This window comes from Erythrobacter sp. Dej080120_24 (assembly GCF_036322605.1).
In the GTDB taxonomy this organism is placed as follows: Bacteria; Pseudomonadota; Alphaproteobacteria; order Sphingomonadales; family Sphingomonadaceae; genus Erythrobacter; species Erythrobacter aurantius.
Window position 1 is genome coordinate 408,025 of sequence record NZ_AP027262.1, and the last position, 17,185, is coordinate 425,209.

Sequence of the window (17,185 nt, forward strand, 5' to 3'; positions counted from 1 at the left end):
CGCCGATCGCTTAACCTTTTTTATCGGACGGCTGTTAACGGAATATTGGCGATGATTCTGGCGAAAAAACGCTGGAGGTCGTACGATGGACTTGTTGAAGGCTATGGTCGTTGCCGCACTCGTAACAGGCTGTGTGGCCGTGGTGATTGGAACGCAGGGCTCAACCGGCGGGCAGCTTGCCGTGCATTCGATGGCGATTGGTGACTACAAGATGTTCTGGTCGTGGCCGCTGTTCGTTGTCGGAACCAGTCTCGCCTGGGCGCTGATGTTGCTGCAACGCTGAGCTGGCGATGCGACCATAAAGGAAAAAGGCGGCCTTCCCGAAGGAAGACCGCCTTTTTCGTATTCGAGGCTGTAACTGAAATCAGCGCTTCGAGAACTGGAAGCTGCGGCGTGCCTTGGCGCGGCCGTACTTCTTACGCTCGACCACGCGGCTGTCGCGGGTGAGGAAGCCGGCAGCCTTTACGGTGCTGCGCAGCTCCGGCTCATACTTGGTCAGAGCCTGGCTGATGCCGTGCTTGACCGCGCCAGCCTGACCCGAAAGGCCGCCACCACGGACGGTTGCGACAACATCGTACTGACCGGTGCGATCGGTGATGCCGAAAGGCTGGTTGATGATGAGACGCAGCGTCGGGCGTGCGAAATAGGTTTCCTGATCACGGCCGTTGACGATGATCTTCCCGGTGCCGGGCTTGAGCCAAACGCGGGCCACGGCGTCCTTGCGGCGGCCGGTGGCGTAAGCGCGGCCCTGCGCATCAAGCTCCTGCTGACGCAGGGGAGCCGAATTCTGGGCAACCACTGCCGCATCTGCGGCAGGCGCGTCGCCAGCGATTTCCTTGAGATCCGACAGATCGGACACGGTGTTGGTTTCGCCAGTGTTTTCGCTGACCATTATGCGGAGACCTTGTTCTTGCGATTCATGGAAGCAACGTCGAGCACTTCGGGCTTCTGCCCGTCATGCGGGTGCTCGGTGCCGGAATAGAGGTGCAGCGCCTTCATCTGCGCCCGGCCAAGCGGACCGCGCGGGATCATGCGCTCGACAGCCTTTTCAAGCACGCGCTCGGGGAAACGGCCTTCCAGCACCTTCGCCGGAGTGGTTTCCTTGATGCCGCCGGGGTGGCCGGTGTGCTTGTAGTAGACCTTGTCGGTCGACTTCTTGCCGGTGAACTTCACCTTGTCGACGTTGATCACAATCACGTGATCGCCGCAATCGACATGCGGCGTGAAGCTCGGCTTGTGCTTGCCGCGCAGGATGTTGGCGATGATCGAGGCGACGCGGCCGACAACGAGGCCGTCTGCATCGATCAGGTGCCATTTCTTTTCGACCTCTGCCGGCTTCACCGACTTGGTCTGCTTGCTGAGCGCCTTCATGGCTGGTTAGTCCTTGAACCAAAGGGTTGCGAATATTCCATTCCCGTCGCGGGCCGTTCGAACCGGTTGAACGCAAGAGAATCGCGGCCCGCCCGCATGGGCTGGCCTGTCGTGGGGCGCATTTGTCGTCAGAAGTGGCTTCAGTCAAGCAAAACCGCGGCTTTTGCGTGAGGTAAAATAATACCGTGCCAGCCGGCGGGGAAGCCGCAAGGGACCTCAGGCGCTATCGAGCCGCCAGATTTCGACCGCCCTTTGGACACTTCCTTCGACGCTGGTGCTGACTTCGCGGCGGGCGCTATCCAGCCAACCGCCCGCGCTGGCCCGTGCTTCATATATGGCCACGAAATTGCCCGAGATCCCGCCCGGCAGGCTCAACTCGCGCTCTACCCTTGAGTTTGTGCCGATTGGGAAGAACAGGTCGGCCGGCATTTCCTCGAGCAGCGAACCCCCGGCTTCGGCCACGGTCCGGAGATATTCCATCCGCGCGTCCTGTGCATTGTCGGGCATGGGCTTGCGGGCAATCATGCGTTCCGCTTCTTCGAGGGCAGCGCTGACGTCCGCGGCGCTCTTGCTGTTACCCGCCGCGGCGATCAGGCCGTCTTCGGAAAGCAGAATCGGCCACATCTGCGCGGTCGAGCGCTCCTCTTCGATCCGGGCTAAACCGGCGAGCGAGGAGGGCGCATCGACCTTCGCTTCCATCTGCACCCCTGACACCCGCGCGCCTCGGCCTTGTTCGGCGAAGGCGACTTCCCAGACACGGCTCACTGTCACCATGGAACCATCATGCAAGGTGCGCTCAAGCACACGCGAAAGGCGCATCGCGCCAATGGGAAGCCGGAGGTGTCCTGCGGCGAAAGCCATCGAACCGAGGCCGCCAACCCCTGCGCAGCCTGCAAAGCCCAGTGCGAACCCGGAAAAAACACGACGAGAGATCGGTGTCACCCAAAATCCTCCCAACTTCGATTGCATCACGATTTCAATCGGTATGCCCAACCGTTTCGCTCAGCCAACCCAAAACCGCTGGATGTGCGATATCACAGGTCCAACCGAGAATGGCCGGTGTATCATAGGGATGGAGTTCGCCAAGCCGACTTATCAGCGCGTCCAGGCTGTCAGCGGTGGTCTTGAACAACACGCCAACTTCCGAAGCCTGGCTCAGGCCCCCATCCCACTCGAACAGGGATTCCATCGCGGGAAACATATTGGCGCAGGCAATCAGCCTTTCCTGCAACAGTTGCTCTGAAATTTTCCGTGCCACTTCGATGTTCGGGCATGGACACCAGACCAGAGCGGCTTGAACTTCGGTCATGCCTGTTCTGGATCCGGAACCCGATGCGCCAGCCCGTCGCTATGCATCGCCCACGCAGTGCTGGCGACGAGCAAGGCGCCGGTGAGCTGGTGAGCGGCAGCAACCCACAGTTCCACCTGCGTCATCACCGTCGCAATTCCGAGCAGAACCATGACACCAAAGGCGCTGTGCACCGCAATGGATGCGAAGCGATCGAATTTGCGCACACGCCGCGCGAGATAGACCAGCGCTGCCACCGCGATCCACGCCCACCAGCGGTGGAGGAATTGCAGCAGAAAGGGATCATGCGTCAGTGCGTAGAAAAAGCCCTGCTGGAAGCTCACCTCAGGGAAGAACCGCCCGTTCATGGTCGGCCAGTCGTAGGCGGCATGCCCAGCGTTGAGGCCGGCGACCCATGCACCCAACAGAAGCTGGACGAACAACACACCGGCAACGGCCAGCGAGGCACCAGTCAGCGGCGCTGGGCGCGCATGCGGGTCCTTCGCCAAATGGCGCATGTCGCGCGCTGTCCAGACCAGTGCGCCGAGCAACAACAATGCCGTCAGCAAATGAAGCGACAGGCGGAAATGGCTCACGTCGGTCATGTCGCCGACGAGCCCCGACTGCACCATCAGCCAGCCGAACAGCCCCTGCAAACCGCCAAGGGCCAAAAGCCCGATCAGGCGCGGCTTGAACCCTTGAGGTATGGCGCCCTTAACCCAGAACCACACCAGCGGCAGCGCAAAGGCGAGACCCACGGTGCGAGCGAGCAGGCGATGGAACCATTCCCAGAAATAGATGAACTGGAATTCGGCGAGGGTCATGCCGCCGATGCTGGATTCAAGCCTGTATTCCGGCGTCGCCTTGTATTTGTCGAACTCGGCCAACCATGCTTCGTTTGACAAAGGCGGCAGGATGCCCGTGGCCAGATTCCATTCCGTGATCGAAAGCCCGCTTTCGGTCAGTCTAGTAATCCCGCCCACCAGAACGATCAGGACAACGAACCCCGCCACAAATTCGAGCCAGCGGGCGAGAGCGAGCGGGCGTGCACCTTCGTTGGGCTTCGGCGCGGCATCATTCATCAGGGGAGCGGTTATTGCCATGATTGCCGAGTAGATGTGCCGCAAAGCTCCGCCATGCAAGCCCGTTCAGCGCAAAGACAAATGCGCTTTATGCAAAACCTGACCCCTTGCACTATGAGATAACGTTACATATGTGCGTTACCGACCATGACCGAAGCACACCAGAACCCCCGGCTGATTCGCCGCAGGCTCGACAAGGCCGGGATAGCGCTTTCCGCGCTATGTGCTTTGCATTGTGTGCTCACCATCCTGTTGGTTTCTGGGCTTGGCGTGGGCGCGCAATTCTTCCTCGCCGAAGAAATTCATCGCTTCGCGCTCGCAATCGCCCTTGTGATAGCGGCCGTCGCCATCGGCTGGGGGGCGCTGCTCCACCGTCGCCGCGAGCCTTTTGTAATCGCGATGATGGGATTGACCTTCATGGGCGGCGCGCTCGCATCCCCCCATGGAGCGCAGGAAGCCGTCCTGACGATTATCGGAGTGGCGCTGGTATCGGTGGGTCACATCTGGAATTTGCGGGTCTCGCACTGACGCTTTTGCAAAAGTCACGGTTGCCTGCGCGCGTGAGAAGCCTATTTCACTGCGCATGACCGAGCTGAAATCCATTATCCTCAACGGCGAACAGCGCCGGACTTCCGCATCGACCATTGCCCAGCTTGTGCGCGAGCTCGATCTGCTGCCCGAAAAGGTCGCGGTTGAACGCAACGGTGAAATCGTGCCGCGCTCGACTCTCGAATCCGCCCCGCTGAGTGCGGATGATCGGCTGGAGATCGTGCATTTCGTCGGCGGAGGCGATCATCAGGCCGTCAGCGAGGACACGTGGACAGTTGCCGGGCGTACGTTCAGATCGCGCCTGATCGTCGGCACGGGCAAGTACAAGGATTTCGAACAGAATGCCGCCGCCGTCGAGGCAAGCGGCGCGGAAATCGTGACCGTCGCGGTCCGCCGGGTGAACGTCAGCGACCCCAAGGCTCCGATGCTGACCGACTACATCGATCCGAAAAAGATCACCTATCTCCCCAACACCGCCGGATGCTTCACCGCCGAAGACGCGATCCGCACCCTGCGGCTCGCGCGCGAGGCGGGCGGTTGGGATATGGTCAAGCTGGAGGTGCTGGGCGAAGCGCGCACGCTCTATCCCAACATGGTGGAAACGATCCGCGCTTGCGAAGTGCTGGCCAAAGAGGGCTTTCACCCGATGGTTTACTGCGTCGACGATCCGATTGCGGCAAAGCAACTGGAAGATGCGGGCGCGGTCGCCGTCATGCCGCTGGGCGCGCCGATCGGATCGGGCCTCGGCATCCAGAACCAGGTCACGATCCGCCTGATCGTCGAAGGCGCGAAAGTGCCGGTGCTGGTCGATGCAGGTGTTGGCACTGCCTCGGATGCGGCGGTGGGCATGGAGCTGGGCTGCGACGGCATTCTGATGAACACGGCCATCGCCGAAGCGAAAGACCCAATCCGTATGGCGCGTGCGATGAAGCTGGCGGTGGAGGCCGGCCGCGAAGCCTATCTCGCAGGTCGCATGGGCCGCCGCAAATACGCCGACCCCTCCAGCCCGCTTGCGGGATTGATCTGACTCAGGGGCAAAAATCCTCTCATGGTTACTACGTATTAACCAAGTTCGCGGAAAACCGTCCTGCCTATCAAGGAGGACGTATCGTGACACTGGCCACCACCGCGACCATCACCATCGGTGAAATGCGCGAATTTGCGGGCTTAGAGCCGTGCGAGCAGCGCTATATCAAGCGCAGCCTCGATATCGGGCTCGCGCGCTGCGATGCCTTCAAGCTGTGGGGCCGAACCGAGGCTGAAAACGTCGCGATCCGGCGCCAGTATGTCGCTTATCAGGATCTGAAACTGCTACGCACGATGGTGCCGCAGGAAGGCACGCCTTCCGAAATCGAACGCTTCATCGGCAAGCTGGTGCGCATGGCGGCTTTCGATTTGGAGCAGGAAAGGCTTGAGAGCTTCTCCGCCTTCCGCTTTCTCTATGAACGTCTGCTCGGCGCTGAGGCGCGGCCCTATCTCCCGGCGGCATTCTGCGCTGCCGCAGCACTGCCGATGATCCGCCCCGGCCACCGCAAGGTGCTGCTGCAATCGCTCAGCGAAGCCGCCGCCACCGCACCCGCGTGGTCAAAACAGGTGCCTAGCTTCTATCCCGAATATATCGAGGACGTCGAAGCGGCCTAACCCCGATACAGCCCGTCGATCCGGTCCTGATACCGGTCGCGGATCTTGTGGCGGCGGATCTTCATGCTCGGGGTCATTTCCTCGTTCTCGATCGTGAACGCCTCGTCCGCGAAGGCGAACTGGCGGACCTTTTCGATCACCGAGAGATCCTTGTTGGTGCGGTCCACCGCCGCGCGTACGGCGTTGCGGAAAGCGGGCAGGCCCTGCAGCGCCTTCATGTCGAACTTCTCGTCATTGGCGCGCGCCCATTCCAGCGCCCATTCGGCGTCGGGAACGATCAGGCCGACCACGTAAGGCCGCTTGTCGCCGCTAACCATTGCCTGCGCGATCTCGGGTTGCAGTGTCAGCATCCCTTCAATCTTCTGCGGCGCGACATTGTCGCCCTTGTCGTTGACGATCATGTCCTTCTTGCGATCGGTGATCTTGATCCGGCCCTTTTCATCAAGATGCCCGATATCACCCGTGTGCAGCCAGCCATCGACAATCGTGCGCGCGGTCTCGGCATCGTTGCGCCAGTAACCATGCATCACCAGCTCCCCGCGGACGAGAATTTCGCCATCCTCGGCGATCTTCACCTCGACCCCGCGCATGGCCGGGCCGACGGTGTCCATCTTCAACCCGACGCTGGGCCGGTTGCAGCTGATCACCGGGCCGGCTTCGGTCTGGCCATAGCCCTGGAGCATGGTGAGGCCCATCGCCTCGAAGAAATTGCCGACTTCGGGGTTTAGCGGAGCGCCACCTGAAACCATCGCCTTGATCCGCCCGCCGAACTTCTGGCGGATTTTGGGCCGAAGTGTCTTTTCGACGAGAAAATCCAGCGGCTTGTCACGCTTGCGTGTCTTGCCTTCGGTCGATTTCTCGCTGATCTTGAGCGCCGCATCCATCATGAAATTGGCGACCCGGCCCTGCTTTTCGACTTGCTTCATGATGCGCGTGCGCAGCACTTCGAACAGGCGCGGCACGACAACCATGATGGTCGGCCGTGTTTCCTCGATGTTCGAGGCGAGTTTCTCAAGTCCTTCGGAATAGAAGATTTCCGCACCGACCGCGATTGGCAGATACTGCCCGCCCGTATGTTCGTAAGCGTGACTGAGTGGAAGGAACGAGAGGAACCTTTCATCCTTGATGCCGAAATCGTTGATAAGGATTTCGGCGGCCCCGGCGGCGTTGCACAGGATTGATCCGTGGTGCTGCATCACCCCGCGCGGTGCGCCGCCTGTTCCGCTGGTATAGATCAGGCAGGCTGTGTCGTTGCGGTCGATGTCGGCAACTCGTGCATCCACAGCTGCGCGAGCGGCGGTAGCATCGCCGACCGTCAGATCGTCCCAGCGATGATATTCAAAACTGCCCGCCTGCTGGCGGTGCAGATCCTCGATCCCGATCACGTGATCGACTATCCCCGTGCGTCCGATCGCGCCCACCAGCGGCGCAAGCAGTTTGGTGTTCGAGACGATAACTGCTCGCGCACCCGAATTGTCGAGAATATGCGCGTGGTCGCGTTCGGTGTTGGTGATGTAGGTCGGGACCGAAATGCATCCTGCGGCCATGATGGCAAGGTCGGCGATGCACCATTCAGGCCGGTTTTCCGACACCAGCGCAACCCGATCCCCGTCCTTGAGGCCGATGCGGCGTAGGCTTTCGGCCAGCAGGCAGACCTTGTCGGCAACCTCCGCCCAACTTTGCGTCAGCCACTTGCCGTCGTGTTTCGCGCCAAGGAAGGGTGCTGCGCCTTTTTCGTCAGCACGCATGAGGAACAGTTCGACGAGGTTCCTTGCGAGGTCGACGTCCTGAAGCAGCCGGTCATCGGCGGGATTGGCCGCGGGGGGCGTTGTGGGGGCGTGCACGGACAAAGGCTCCTCTTCCCGCCCGCCTTTGATGGCCACTGCCACAGGCGAGCTTGCGTAATTTATGTTGGAGCTAAACTAAGGCGCTATTTACGTAGCGGCAAGACCGAGCAGGTTTGCAAGCCCGCTTCAAAGCGCGTTGCCAGCGGTGGGCGCGATGCCTAAGAAACGCGGCCATGTCGCTCCTACGCTATTGCACCGCCGGGCTTGCCATTGCCCTTTCCGCCTGCGCACCAGCTCTTGAAACCACTGCCAGCGCGCCTGCACCGGTTGCAGCAAAGGCCGAGGTCGAACCCTTTGTTATCGCCGCGAACCCGCTTGCCGCACAGGCCGGAATGGATGTGCTGAAGCGTGGCGGAAGCGCCGCGGATGCAGCGCTTGCCGTGCAGACCATGCTGTCACTGGTCGAGCCGCAGTCCTCGGGCGTGGGGGGCGGGGCTTTCCTCAACTATTACGATGCGCAAACGGGCAAGATCACCATTTACGACGGGCGCGAAACGGCTCCCGCTCAGGCGAGCCGCACAATGTTCCTCAATGAGTCTGGTGAGCCGCTCGGTTTCCGCGAGGCGGTTGTCAGCGGGCGCGCAACCGGAGTTCCCGGCGCTATTGCGGCACTGGGCATGCTGCATGAGGAACACGGAGTGCTGCCCTGGAACAGCCTGTTCGACGCGCCAATCCGTACTGCCGAAGAAGGTTTTGTGATCTCACCGCGGCTGGGGCGGTTTCTCGGGATCGAGTTTCCCCAGCTTTCGCAACCCGATGCAGCTGCATACTTTGCACGTCCCGACGGGACTCGCAAGCAGGCGGGAGATCGTCTGGTGAATCCGGAATATGCGGATTTCCTCAAGCGCCTCGCCTCGCAGGGTACCGATGCGCTCTATCGCGGGAGTACCGCAGCCAAGATCGTCCAGCGGACGCGCGCCGCGCCGCTTGGCGGGTCAATGACGATGGCCGATATCGAGGCCTATCGCCCGGTAAAGCGTGAGCCGGTGTGCGGCCCATGGCAAGTCTACCGCGTGTGCGCCCCTCCTCCACCGTCGAGCGGGGCCGCGATGATCGAGCTGCTCGGCATTCTCGACCGTACGGATATCGGCACGCGCGGCCCCGATGACCCGCAAGCGTGGTATCTCTTCGCCGAGGCCAGCCGTCTCGCCTATGCTGATCGTGACGCTTACTTCGGCGACGGCGATTTCGTTGAAGTTCCAGTCGATGGCTTGCTCGATCCTGCCTATATTGATGCCCGTGCCGCGCTGATTGGCGCGAAAGCCGCAGAATCGGTTAAGGCGGGTAATCCGGCCGGTGCTAAGATGGCGGTGACCGACATGACGCGCGAACCTGCGGGGACGTCCCATTTCATCGTACGTGACGCGCACGGCAATGTGCTTTCGATTACCACCACGGTTGAATCGATCTTTGGCAGCGGGCGCATGGTCGACGGGTTCTTCCTCAACAACCAGCTGACTGATTTCTCCTTCAACCCGCTACAGGCCAATGGAGACGAAGCTCCCAATGCGGTCGCACCGGGCAAGCGTCCGCGTTCTTCGATGGTGCCGTTGATTCTGCTCGATGCCGACGGGCAATTTGCAGGGGCAATCGGCTCAGCGGGCGGCAATTCGATCCCTGCCTATGTCGGCAAGACACTGGTTGCAGCGGTCTATTGGGGTATGCCGATGCAGGATGCGCTGGCGCAGCCCAATCTCGTCGCGCGCGGCAATCGATATGGCGCGGAAACCGACAGGTTCGATCCGGCGATTGTTGCGGGATTGGCCGAACGAGGCATCGTTGTGACGCCCGGTCAGGGCGAGGATTCGGGCGTTCACGGAGTGCTTATCCGCGATGGCAAGGTTGATGGCGGCTACGACCCCCGCCGCGAAGGCGTGGTGCTAGTCGGCACTCCTTAGTCGCTGTCTGTACCCACAGCCTCGGCGATGCTGCCAAAACCGTCGCGTTTCATAAGGCGCTTCAGGCCGGCGGCTATTTGTGCGCCGAGACCAGGGCCGTGATAGACCATGGCCGAATAGAGTTGCACCAGGCTAGCGCCTGCCTTGATGCGGTCCCATGCGTGTTCGGCAGTGGCAATGCCACCGACGCCGACAAGCGGCACTTGCCCACCTGTCGCCTTGCGAAAATCACGAAGCCGCTGCTGGGCAAGATCGCGCAAGGGAGCACCTGACAAACCTCCTGTCTCGTCCGCATGGCGGGAGCGCAGTGGCGGCCGCGAAATCGTAGTGTTCGAAACGATCAGTGCACCGAGCTTCTTGTCGATCGCGATGCGCGCAATCGCGTCTATGTCAGCAGGCTCGAGATCTGGAGCAACCTTCAGGAATACTGGCGGGCTGCCCTCTCCGACGGCCTCCTGCGATGCTGCCATGATACCATCGATGAGCGCGGCAAGCGCCGCTTCGTCCTGGAGTGCGCGCAGGCCTGGCGTATTGGGGCTGGACACATTGATTGCGAGATAGCTGGCAAGGGGGGCCATGATCCGCGTCATCGTCGCGTAATCCGCGCTGCGATCGTCCGAATCCTTGTTCGCGCCGATATTGATGCCGACGATTCCTCCGCGGCCCTCGCGCTGCTTCAACCGATTTAGCGCAACTTCGGCACCGGAATTGTTGAAGCCCATCCGGTTGATGACGGCCTTGTCCTCGACAAGGCGGAAGAGACGGGGTTTCGGATTGCCGGCCTGCGGAAGCGGAGTGATCGACCCCACCTCGGTAAAACCGAAACCAAGTCCCAACAGTGCATCGGGCACTTCGGCGTCCTTGTCGAACCCGGCTGCCACGCCGACCGGGTTGGGGAAGGTCAGGCCCGCAACCTCAACCGCGAGAGGGCCCGGCTTTGCTTGCGGCATGAATGCGGAGTTGGCTGGCATTCGTTTCAGGGCCGCAATCGCGAGGCGATGCCCTTTTTCCGGGTCAAGGGCGAAGATCGCCGGGCGGGCGAGATTGAAGAGAGAGAACATGTTCATGACGGATCGGCCACTAGTCCCAGTCGCCGGCAATTGTCGAGGGATGCCGAGCTCTCGGGACAGCCATTACGACCTACCGAGCGGTAAGGGTGAATCATGAAATTTCCTGTTAGAATCAGAGCTTAAAGCCAGTTGTCGTTTGCATACAATTTTTCCGGAGAGGGTGGGTCTAAACCATTCTTGCGACCCGAAGGGCTCGGAGCAGCAATGCGAAGAGTTCCTCAACTCAAATGGGCGGCCATGCGCGATAATGTGCTGAGCCGCCCTTTTTTTCGCAAAATCAAAAACAAAGCTGGATCGCGTTGAGCCAGAGCCCGCTGGCGCGGTTGGCATGCCGGCCGCATTTAGCGAATCGGAGGCTCATGCGACGAGCGAGTCGCAAGCTGAAAGCATTAGCTTTGACGCCCCCAAAATTGCCTGCGCCAAAAAATTTTCTGCTTGCCGGGCACATCAATCAAACCCTTGCATTGTTGCCAAAGGGTGGTTGATATCGCGCCCGCTTGGGAAAAAGAGAATGAGGTCAACTATGCGTCGCAATCCATCTCATGTCGGTCGGGCCGTTGCGACATCGCTGGTCGCACTCGCGCTTGCGGGCTGTTCGACCGCCAATCAGTCGCCGGTCGCGACAGTTGCTTCGGAGCCGGTGGCTGCGCCCAAGGCCGATACATCGATCAATGATCTGTTTGATCGCTATGACGAAGCCAATCTTGCCCTTTCTCCACTTGGCAAGGCTTACCGAGGCATTCGCGATGCCGATTACGGGAAATGGAATGATCCGTCCGAAGAAGCCGAGCAGCGCGATTTCGATCTGTTGCAGGACACCGCCCGCCAGATGCGTGAACAGTATGATGTCGATGCGCTGTCGTCGCAGGACGCGCTGTCTTACCGGCTGTTTGAGCTGACCGCCGCCAGGCGCGCCTCGCTGCATCCGTTCCGCGAATATGAATTCTTGTTCGATCATCGCCGCGGCGCGCATACGAGCATTCCGGCATTCCTTATCAACATCCACCGCGTCAGCACGATCACTGATGCCGAAGCCTATGTCTCCCGTATCGAGGGGATCGGCCCCCAGCTTGACGCGCTGACGAGCCAGGCGCGTGAGCGGGCGGACAAGGGCATCATGCCGCCGGACTGGGTCTATCCGTATGTGATTGCCGATCTCGAGGCGTTGATTGCCGCTGGGGACAACAACGCCGTTCTCGAAGATTTCGACGGCAAGCTCGCCCCGCTCACGCCGGACCTGCCAGCCAGCACCGAGGCCGAGAACAGCGAAGTCATTGCGCTTCTCCAGATGGCGCGTGAAGCGTGGAACAGTTCGGCACGACCGGCGTATCAGCGCCTGCTCGAAGAGATGCGGCGCCAGCAGGCCATGGCGCCGACAGACGACGGTATTTGGCGCCTGCCCAATGGCGAGGAATATTACGCCGCCTTGCTGCAAAGCTATACCACCACAGACCTGACGGCGGACGAGATCCACGACATCGGCCTGCGGGAGGTTGCCCGGATCCATTCGGAAATGCGCGCCATCATGGCCAAGGTCGGGTTTGAGGGCAGTTTGCAGGATTTCTTCGAATTCACCCGCACTGACGATCAATTCTACTACACCACGCGCGAGGAATATCTTGCTGACGCACAGGCCGCGCTGGACCGGATAACCGAGAAGCTGCCCGAATATTTCGGCGTGCTGCCAAAGGCTCCCATGATCATCAAACCGGTGGAGGCTTTCCGCGAGAAGAGCGCGGGCAAGGCTTTCTACCAGAGCCCGTCGGCAGACGGCTCGCGCCCCGGAACCTATTACGTCAATCTCTACAATCTTCGCGACATGTCGAAGAATGAGCTTGAAGCGCTTGCCTATCACGAAGGCCTGCCCGGACACCATTTGCAACGTGCCTTGCAGACCGAGCTGGGCGAACTGCCTCCCTTCCGGCGGTTCGGCGGATGGACGGCCTACACCGAAGGCTGGGGGCTCTATTCCGAAGAGCTGGGCAAGGACATGGGTTTCTATACCGATCCCTATTCCGACTTCGGCAGGCTCGGCATGGAATTGTGGCGTGCATGTCGACTTGTGGTCGACACCGGCATCCATTCAAAACGCTGGAGCCGCGAAGAGGCGATTCAGTACCTCAAGGACAACACGCCCAATCCCGAAGGCGACATTGTTCGAGCGATCGAGCGTTACATCACCACGCCGGGTCAGGCGACTGCATACATGATCGGAAAGCTCAAGATCATGGAACTGCGGGAAATGGCGCGCGAAGAATTGGGTTCCGAATTCGACATCCGCGAGTTTCACGATGTCGTGCTCACCAGCGGCCCCGTGCCGTTGTCGATTCTGGAGGAAAATGTCGTGAGCTGGGTTGAGGAAAAGCGCGGCAACTAATCCATGAAGCGCCCCGTTCAGGATGACAATCTAAGCATATCGACCTTCGTCCCGGTCGATTTCGATCTTCAGGCCCCGCCTCCGGATCTGGCGGACTACATCAACACCTTCTTTGTCATTCGTACAGATGAAGAGACGCTTGATGAAATGATGCCGGCATATTCGGCACAGCTGTTGGTGTACATCCGGGGTAGGTCGCATATTGCCGCAGGGTCCGGCGAAATCGAGCAAGTGCAACAGGTAACATTTACTGCCCCGTTGATGCAGGCAATGCCAGTCAAGGTCAGCGGGCCGCTGCTGCTTGTCGGGGCTTCACTCACGCCACTGGGCTGGCAGTGCCTTGCCAACACGCCGGTTGACCAGCTCAACAATTGCATGCTGCCTGCCCGCGATATCATGGACGCGGATACCATCGCGCGGCTCGAAAACCTGGCTGATGAATATGGTGGGGGCAAGATCGGCTGCGATCCGATCTTTGAGGCGATTTCCGAAACGCTAAGGGCGCGACGCGGTGCAATCCGGTCTGATCATGTGCAGTTCGTTCACCGGACGATGGAGTGGCTTTCAAGCGGCCTTTCCCCTTCGATCGACGATTTCTATCGGGACGCGGCGATGTCGCCGCGTACGGCGCAGCGTCTGTCAAAGCGCTTCTTTGGCGTATCCCCGACCCGGTTGATCAAACGCTATCGGGCCATCCGGGCGGCGATGTTGCTTGCGAACCCGGCGCTGCCGCAGCCAATGCGCGACGAAATTCGCAACAGCTATTTCGACCAGGCCCATCTCATCCGCGATATCCGTCGATACACCGGTAGAACGCCGACCGCGTTGAATGACGGATCGATCGCGCATGAATCGCTTTACCCCGAAGGTCATGGCGAAGGTGCGAAGATCCTGCGGAAGCCGCTCGAATAGGCGCCGCGTAACAGCTGTACACCGCCGAACGCGAAAGGCGTTCCAACGCCATATGTCGCTGGTATACAATGCCCCATGACTACAGCGGGATATCCAACACGCGAAGGGCCCGACGCGCGCGGCTCTGCAGCGCCTGAAGCTGAGGTGCTGGGGACGGATCGGCCGACGGGTCGCACCAGGTCGACCAATCCGTCCCAACCCGCTTCACCCTCAATTATTTCGATCCGCCGGCAGACCTCCAGCGGCACATTCTTGCCCTGTTTCATTTCGAATGGAACGAAAGGGACATAGTCGATCGCCACCCCGGCGCTCTGGGCCAATTGTTCGTGACCCCTTGTGGCAGCGGTTCGATCACCTTCGGGGATCGGCGCGACATCGTTGATGCCAGACCCTTGGTCTATCCCGGCTTTCGGCTCGCAGCACCTTTTCGCATTCAGGGTCCCTGGCATGCCTTTGGAGTTTCGCTTTCACCCCTCGGCTGGGCGGCAATTGTGGGTCGCCCGGCTCACCAGTTTCTCGATCGGTTCACCCCGGCGGGCGAATTGATCGACCCGGAAATGGATAAGTTCGCGGCATCGCTGGTGACACAGTACCGAAGCGGCGACTTGTCGGGAGAGGGGGCGTGTGAGGCGTTGATCCGCTTTATCCGCCCGAGGTTCAAACCGGTGTCACCGCCGCATGAACAGTTGATTGAGCAGACGCTGGCATGGCTGGGTTCTTCGCTCAATCCTGACCTGGACCGGTTGTTCGATCAGCTTGCCTTTTCCCGGCGTCAGGTGGAACGTCTGGTCACTCAATACTTCGGTTTTCCGCCTGCGGCCCTTGCGCGAAAGATGCGGGCCATTCGTGCCGCTGAATTGCTTGCGCATCCCGAACTGTCCGACGAAGGCGCTGCCGAAATTGCCGAGGCCTTTCACGATCAGCCGCACATGATCCGGGAAATCCGGCGCTATTGCGGCTACACGCCGTCGCAAATGCGCAAGGCTGACGAGCCGTTGTTCCAGACGATGTTGCGCATGCAGAATCTCGAAAAGCCGGGATCTTTCAGAGTGATCGGCCGATAGTCGCGGGACGGCGACAGACTTTCCTTGAAATCGGACAATTCAGCGCGTATTTCAAATCCGACAGAATCAGTCTGATTTAAGAATGGCTCGCAACAAGCGAGCGCAACCGGGAAACCATGCGCCTTTCCAACCTCGCCGACTACGCTGTCATCACGATGTGCCAGGCCGCTTCGCATTGCGGCAACGGCCGGGTGAGCGCGGCTGAACTGGCAGGAGAATCGGGCCTGCCTGTCCCCACCGTCCAGCGGCTAGTTTCCAAACTGACTGCGGCGGGCCTGTTGCGCTCGGTACGCGGTGTCGGTGGCGGCTTGCAGCTTGGTCGGCCGGCGGCGGCTATCACCGTTGCCGATATCGTCGAAGCGGTCGAAGGCCCGATTGCGCTCACCGCCTGCATTGACCACGGCGATTGCGATTTCGAAAGCGGTTGTTCGATGAAGCCGCATTGGCCGATCATCAACACCAAGCTGCGCAGCGCGCTGGCGGAAATCACGCTGGACCATTTGCGCAATCAAACCCGACCCAATCCCTCCCATTCCCTAAGAGAGCACGCGGCATGACCGACAATCTCGATCTGCAATCCGATATCGACAGAGAAGCCAAGGAGGCGGCCGCTGCCGCAGCCGAATACGAACATGGCTGGTCTGCTGACATTGAAACCGAATTCGCGGAAAAAGGGCTGAACGAGGACACCGTTCGCTTCATCAGCGCCAAGAAGGGCGAGCCCGAATGGATGCTCGACTGGCGACTGAAGGCGTTTCGCCTGTGGCAGGAAATGGAGGAGCCGGACTGGGCCAAGGTCGGCTATCCGCCGATCGACTATCAGGACGCCTATTACTACGCCGCGCCCAAGAAGAAGCCGACGCTGAAATCGCTCGACGAACTCGATCCCGAGATCAAAGCAGTTTACGACAAGCTGGGCATTCCCGTGGCGGAACAGGAAGTGCTCGCCGGGGTCGAAGGCGCGCGCAAGGTGGCGGTGGATGCCGTGTTCGACAGCGTGAGCGTCGCCACCACTTTCCGCGAGGAATTGAAGCGCGCAGGCGTTATCTTCCTCTCGATCAGCGAAGCGGTGAAGGAACACCCCGAACTGGTGAAGAAATGGCTCGGCAAGGTCGTGCCGCAGCGCGACAATTACTTCGCCTGCCTCAACAGCGCGGTCTTTTCCGACGGCACATTCGTCTACGTACCCGAAGGCGTTCGCTGTCCGATGGAGCTTTCGACCTATTTCCGCATCAACGCCGAAAACACCGGCCAGTTTGAGCGCACGCTGATTATCGCGGAAAAGGGCGCCTACGTCTCGTATCTGGAAGGCTGCACCGCGCCGATGCGCGATGAAAACCAGCTTCACGCTGCGGTGGTCGAACTGGTCGCATTGGAAGATGCCGAGATCAAATACTCGACCGTGCAGAACTGGTATCCCGGCAATTCCGAGGGCAAGGGCGGGATCTACAATTTCGTGACGAAGCGCGGGCTGTGTCAGGGCGACAGGAGCAAGATCAGCTGGACGCAGGTGGAAACCGGCAGCGCGGTGACGTGGAAATATCCAAGCTGCGTTCTCAACGGTGAAAACAGCGTGGGCGAGTTCTACTCGGTCGCTGTCACCAACAACTATCAGCAGGCCGACACCGGCACCAAGATGATCCACAACGGCAAGGGATCGCGCTCGACGATCATTTCCAAGGGGATCAGCGCAGGCAAGTCGAACAACACCTATCGTGGTCTCGTTCGCGTCGGCCCCAAGGCCGAAGGGGTGCGCAACTTCACTCAGTGCGACAGCCTGCTGCTCGGCGACGGATGCGGCGCGCACACCGTGCCCTACATCGAAGTCAAGAACCCCGGCGCGCAGATCGAGCACGAGGCGACCACCAGCAAGATCAGCGACGAACAGCTGTTCTACGCGATGCAGCGCGGGCTGGACGAGGAAGAGGCCGTGGCGCTGATCGTCAACGGCTTTGCCAAGGACGTGCTGAAAGAGCTGCCGATGGAATTCGCGGTCGAAGCGCAGAAGCTGCTGGCGATCTCGCTTGAGGGGAGCGTGGGGTGAGGTACACTCTAGCCCTTATTTTATTTCTGGTCTGGCTTCTGA

17 protein-coding genes are annotated in these 17,185 nt (G+C 60.4%); 10 read left to right on the forward strand and 7 right to left on the reverse strand.

Annotated elements, in window-relative coordinates:
* The first annotated feature begins 85 nt into the window (after nucleotides 1-85).
* Nucleotides 86-283 carry a hypothetical protein gene (locus tag AABA34_RS02070; protein WP_034956471.1) on the forward strand — a complete coding sequence of 66 codons (198 nt, stop codon included), beginning with the start codon at nucleotides 86-88 and terminating at the stop codon, nucleotides 281-283.
* Between the two features lie 81 nt (nucleotides 284-364).
* Here the strand turns inward: AABA34_RS02070 and rpsI are convergent, their stop codons facing one another.
* The 5 genes from rpsI to AABA34_RS02095 all read right to left on the reverse strand — a co-directional run bounded on the left by rpsI (nucleotide 365) and on the right by AABA34_RS02095 (nucleotide 3,741).
* Nucleotides 365-892, reverse strand: coding sequence for a 30S ribosomal protein S9 (gene rpsI / locus AABA34_RS02075; RefSeq protein WP_338303667.1), 528 nt, complete (start codon nucleotides 890-892; stop codon nucleotides 365-367).
* Nucleotides 892-1,371: a 50S ribosomal protein L13 gene (rplM, locus tag AABA34_RS02080; protein ID WP_252259453.1), complete on the reverse strand. Its 480-nt coding sequence runs from the start codon at nucleotides 1,369-1,371 to the stop codon at nucleotides 892-894. The genes rpsI and rplM overlap by 1 nt, the downstream gene beginning before the upstream one ends.
* A 216-nt stretch (nucleotides 1,372-1,587) precedes the next feature.
* Complete coding sequence (locus tag AABA34_RS02085) at nucleotides 1,588-2,313, reverse strand: hypothetical protein (RefSeq protein ID WP_338303668.1); 726 nt, start codon at nucleotides 2,311-2,313, stop codon at nucleotides 1,588-1,590.
* A 34-nt stretch (nucleotides 2,314-2,347) separates the two neighbouring features.
* Entirely contained in the window at nucleotides 2,348-2,680 is a 333-nt protein-coding gene (gene cutA, locus AABA34_RS02090) for a divalent-cation tolerance protein CutA (RefSeq protein WP_338303669.1), read from the reverse strand.
* The gene (locus tag AABA34_RS02095) at nucleotides 2,677-3,741 is read right to left on the reverse strand and encodes a COX15/CtaA family protein (RefSeq protein ID WP_338303670.1); all 1,065 of its coding nucleotides are present in this window, start codon (nucleotides 3,739-3,741) and stop codon (nucleotides 2,677-2,679) included. Before AABA34_RS02095 ends, cutA begins: the two co-directional genes overlap by 4 nt.
* Nucleotides 3,742-3,888: 147 nt before the next feature.
* Between AABA34_RS02095 and AABA34_RS02100 the strand changes: the two genes are divergently transcribed.
* The 3 genes from AABA34_RS02100 (at nucleotide 3,889) to AABA34_RS02110 (ending at nucleotide 5,931) form a co-directional block, all read left to right on the forward strand.
* The gene (locus AABA34_RS02100; RefSeq protein ID WP_252259457.1) at nucleotides 3,889-4,269 is read left to right on the forward strand and encodes a MerC domain-containing protein; all 381 of its coding nucleotides are present in this window, start codon (nucleotides 3,889-3,891) and stop codon (nucleotides 4,267-4,269) included.
* 55 nt (nucleotides 4,270-4,324) lie between these two features.
* The gene (gene thiS / locus AABA34_RS02105; RefSeq protein ID WP_338303671.1) at nucleotides 4,325-5,317 is read left to right on the forward strand and encodes a sulfur carrier protein ThiS; all 993 of its coding nucleotides are present in this window, start codon (nucleotides 4,325-4,327) and stop codon (nucleotides 5,315-5,317) included.
* 122 nt (nucleotides 5,318-5,439) lie between these two features.
* Complete coding sequence (locus tag AABA34_RS02110) at nucleotides 5,440-5,931, forward strand: hypothetical protein (RefSeq protein WP_338304777.1); 492 nt, start codon at nucleotides 5,440-5,442, stop codon at nucleotides 5,929-5,931.
* On the opposite strand, the gene AABA34_RS02115 is transcribed toward AABA34_RS02110, so the two are convergent.
* Nucleotides 5,928-7,775 carry an AMP-dependent synthetase/ligase gene (locus AABA34_RS02115; protein WP_338303672.1) on the reverse strand — a complete coding sequence of 616 codons (1,848 nt, stop codon included), beginning with the start codon at nucleotides 7,773-7,775 and terminating at the stop codon, nucleotides 5,928-5,930. The two genes, AABA34_RS02110 and AABA34_RS02115, sit on opposite strands and share 4 nt — an antisense overlap.
* A 176-nt stretch (nucleotides 7,776-7,951) precedes the next feature.
* Here AABA34_RS02115 and ggt point away from each other — a divergent pair, with 176 nt between their 5' ends.
* Nucleotides 7,952-9,676: a gamma-glutamyltransferase gene (ggt, locus tag AABA34_RS02120; RefSeq protein WP_338303673.1), complete on the forward strand. Its 1,725-nt coding sequence runs from the start codon at nucleotides 7,952-7,954 to the stop codon at nucleotides 9,674-9,676.
* On the opposite strand, the gene AABA34_RS02125 is transcribed toward ggt, so the two are convergent.
* Nucleotides 9,673-10,743 carry a quinone-dependent dihydroorotate dehydrogenase gene (locus tag AABA34_RS02125; protein ID WP_338303674.1) on the reverse strand — a complete coding sequence of 357 codons (1,071 nt, stop codon included), beginning with the start codon at nucleotides 10,741-10,743 and terminating at the stop codon, nucleotides 9,673-9,675. The two genes, ggt and AABA34_RS02125, sit on opposite strands and share 4 nt — an antisense overlap.
* A 526-nt stretch (nucleotides 10,744-11,269) precedes the next feature.
* Between AABA34_RS02125 and AABA34_RS02130 the strand changes: the two genes are divergently transcribed.
* The 5 genes from AABA34_RS02130 to sufB all read left to right on the forward strand — a co-directional run bounded on the left by AABA34_RS02130 (nucleotide 11,270) and on the right by sufB (nucleotide 17,143).
* Entirely contained in the window at nucleotides 11,270-13,123 is a 1,854-nt protein-coding gene (locus AABA34_RS02130; RefSeq protein WP_338303675.1) for a DUF885 domain-containing protein, read from the forward strand.
* Nucleotides 13,124-13,126: 3 nt separating this feature from the next.
* On the forward strand, nucleotides 13,127-14,035 hold the full coding sequence (locus AABA34_RS02135; RefSeq protein WP_338303676.1) for a helix-turn-helix domain-containing protein: 909 nt from the start codon (nucleotides 13,127-13,129) through the stop codon (nucleotides 14,033-14,035).
* Nucleotides 14,036-14,526: 491 nt separating this feature from the next.
* Nucleotides 14,527-15,099, forward strand: a complete 573-nt coding sequence (locus AABA34_RS02140; RefSeq protein WP_338303677.1) for a helix-turn-helix domain-containing protein — start codon at nucleotides 14,527-14,529, stop codon at nucleotides 15,097-15,099.
* 116 nt (nucleotides 15,100-15,215) lie between these two features.
* The gene (locus AABA34_RS02145; RefSeq protein ID WP_338303678.1) at nucleotides 15,216-15,656 is read left to right on the forward strand and encodes an SUF system Fe-S cluster assembly regulator; all 441 of its coding nucleotides are present in this window, start codon (nucleotides 15,216-15,218) and stop codon (nucleotides 15,654-15,656) included.
* A complete protein-coding gene (gene sufB, locus AABA34_RS02150; RefSeq protein ID WP_338303679.1) occupies nucleotides 15,653-17,143 on the forward strand; it encodes a Fe-S cluster assembly protein SufB in 1,491 nt (496 codons plus the stop codon). Before AABA34_RS02145 ends, sufB begins: the two co-directional genes overlap by 4 nt.
* The last annotated feature ends 42 nt before the right edge of the window (nucleotides 17,144-17,185 follow it).

Excerpts from the sequence above, each read along its gene's own strand:
- AABA34_RS02070 (WP_034956471.1), top strand. The coding sequence starts at position 86 with ATGGACTTGTTGAAGGCTATGGTCGTTGCCGCACTCGTAACAGGCTGT.
- ggt (WP_338303673.1), top strand. The coding sequence starts at position 7,952 with ATGTCGCTCCTACGCTATTGCACCGCCGGGCTTGCCATTGCCCTTTCC.
- AABA34_RS02145 (WP_338303678.1), top strand. The coding sequence starts at position 15,216 with ATGCGCCTTTCCAACCTCGCCGACTACGCTGTCATCACGATGTGCCAG.
- cutA (WP_338303669.1), bottom strand. The coding sequence starts at position 2,680 with ATGACCGAAGTTCAAGCCGCTCTGGTCTGGTGTCCATGCCCGAACATC.
- rplM (WP_252259453.1), bottom strand. The coding sequence starts at position 1,371 with ATGAAGGCGCTCAGCAAGCAGACCAAGTCGGTGAAGCCGGCAGAGGTC.
- thiS (WP_338303671.1), top strand. The coding sequence starts at position 4,325 with ATGACCGAGCTGAAATCCATTATCCTCAACGGCGAACAGCGCCGGACT.
- AABA34_RS02125 (WP_338303674.1), bottom strand. The coding sequence starts at position 10,743 with ATGAACATGTTCTCTCTCTTCAATCTCGCCCGCCCGGCGATCTTCGCC.
- rpsI (WP_338303667.1), bottom strand. The coding sequence starts at position 892 with ATGGTCAGCGAAAACACTGGCGAAACCAACACCGTGTCCGATCTGTCG.
- sufB (WP_338303679.1), top strand. The coding sequence starts at position 15,653 with ATGACCGACAATCTCGATCTGCAATCCGATATCGACAGAGAAGCCAAG.
- AABA34_RS02135 (WP_338303676.1), top strand. The coding sequence starts at position 13,127 with ATGAAGCGCCCCGTTCAGGATGACAATCTAAGCATATCGACCTTCGTC.
- AABA34_RS02110 (WP_338304777.1), top strand. The coding sequence starts at position 5,440 with ATGCGCGAATTTGCGGGCTTAGAGCCGTGCGAGCAGCGCTATATCAAG.
- AABA34_RS02095 (WP_338303670.1), bottom strand. The coding sequence starts at position 3,741 with ATGAATGATGCCGCGCCGAAGCCCAACGAAGGTGCACGCCCGCTCGCT.
- AABA34_RS02100 (WP_252259457.1), top strand. The coding sequence starts at position 3,889 with ATGACCGAAGCACACCAGAACCCCCGGCTGATTCGCCGCAGGCTCGAC.
- AABA34_RS02130 (WP_338303675.1), top strand. The coding sequence starts at position 11,270 with ATGCGTCGCAATCCATCTCATGTCGGTCGGGCCGTTGCGACATCGCTG.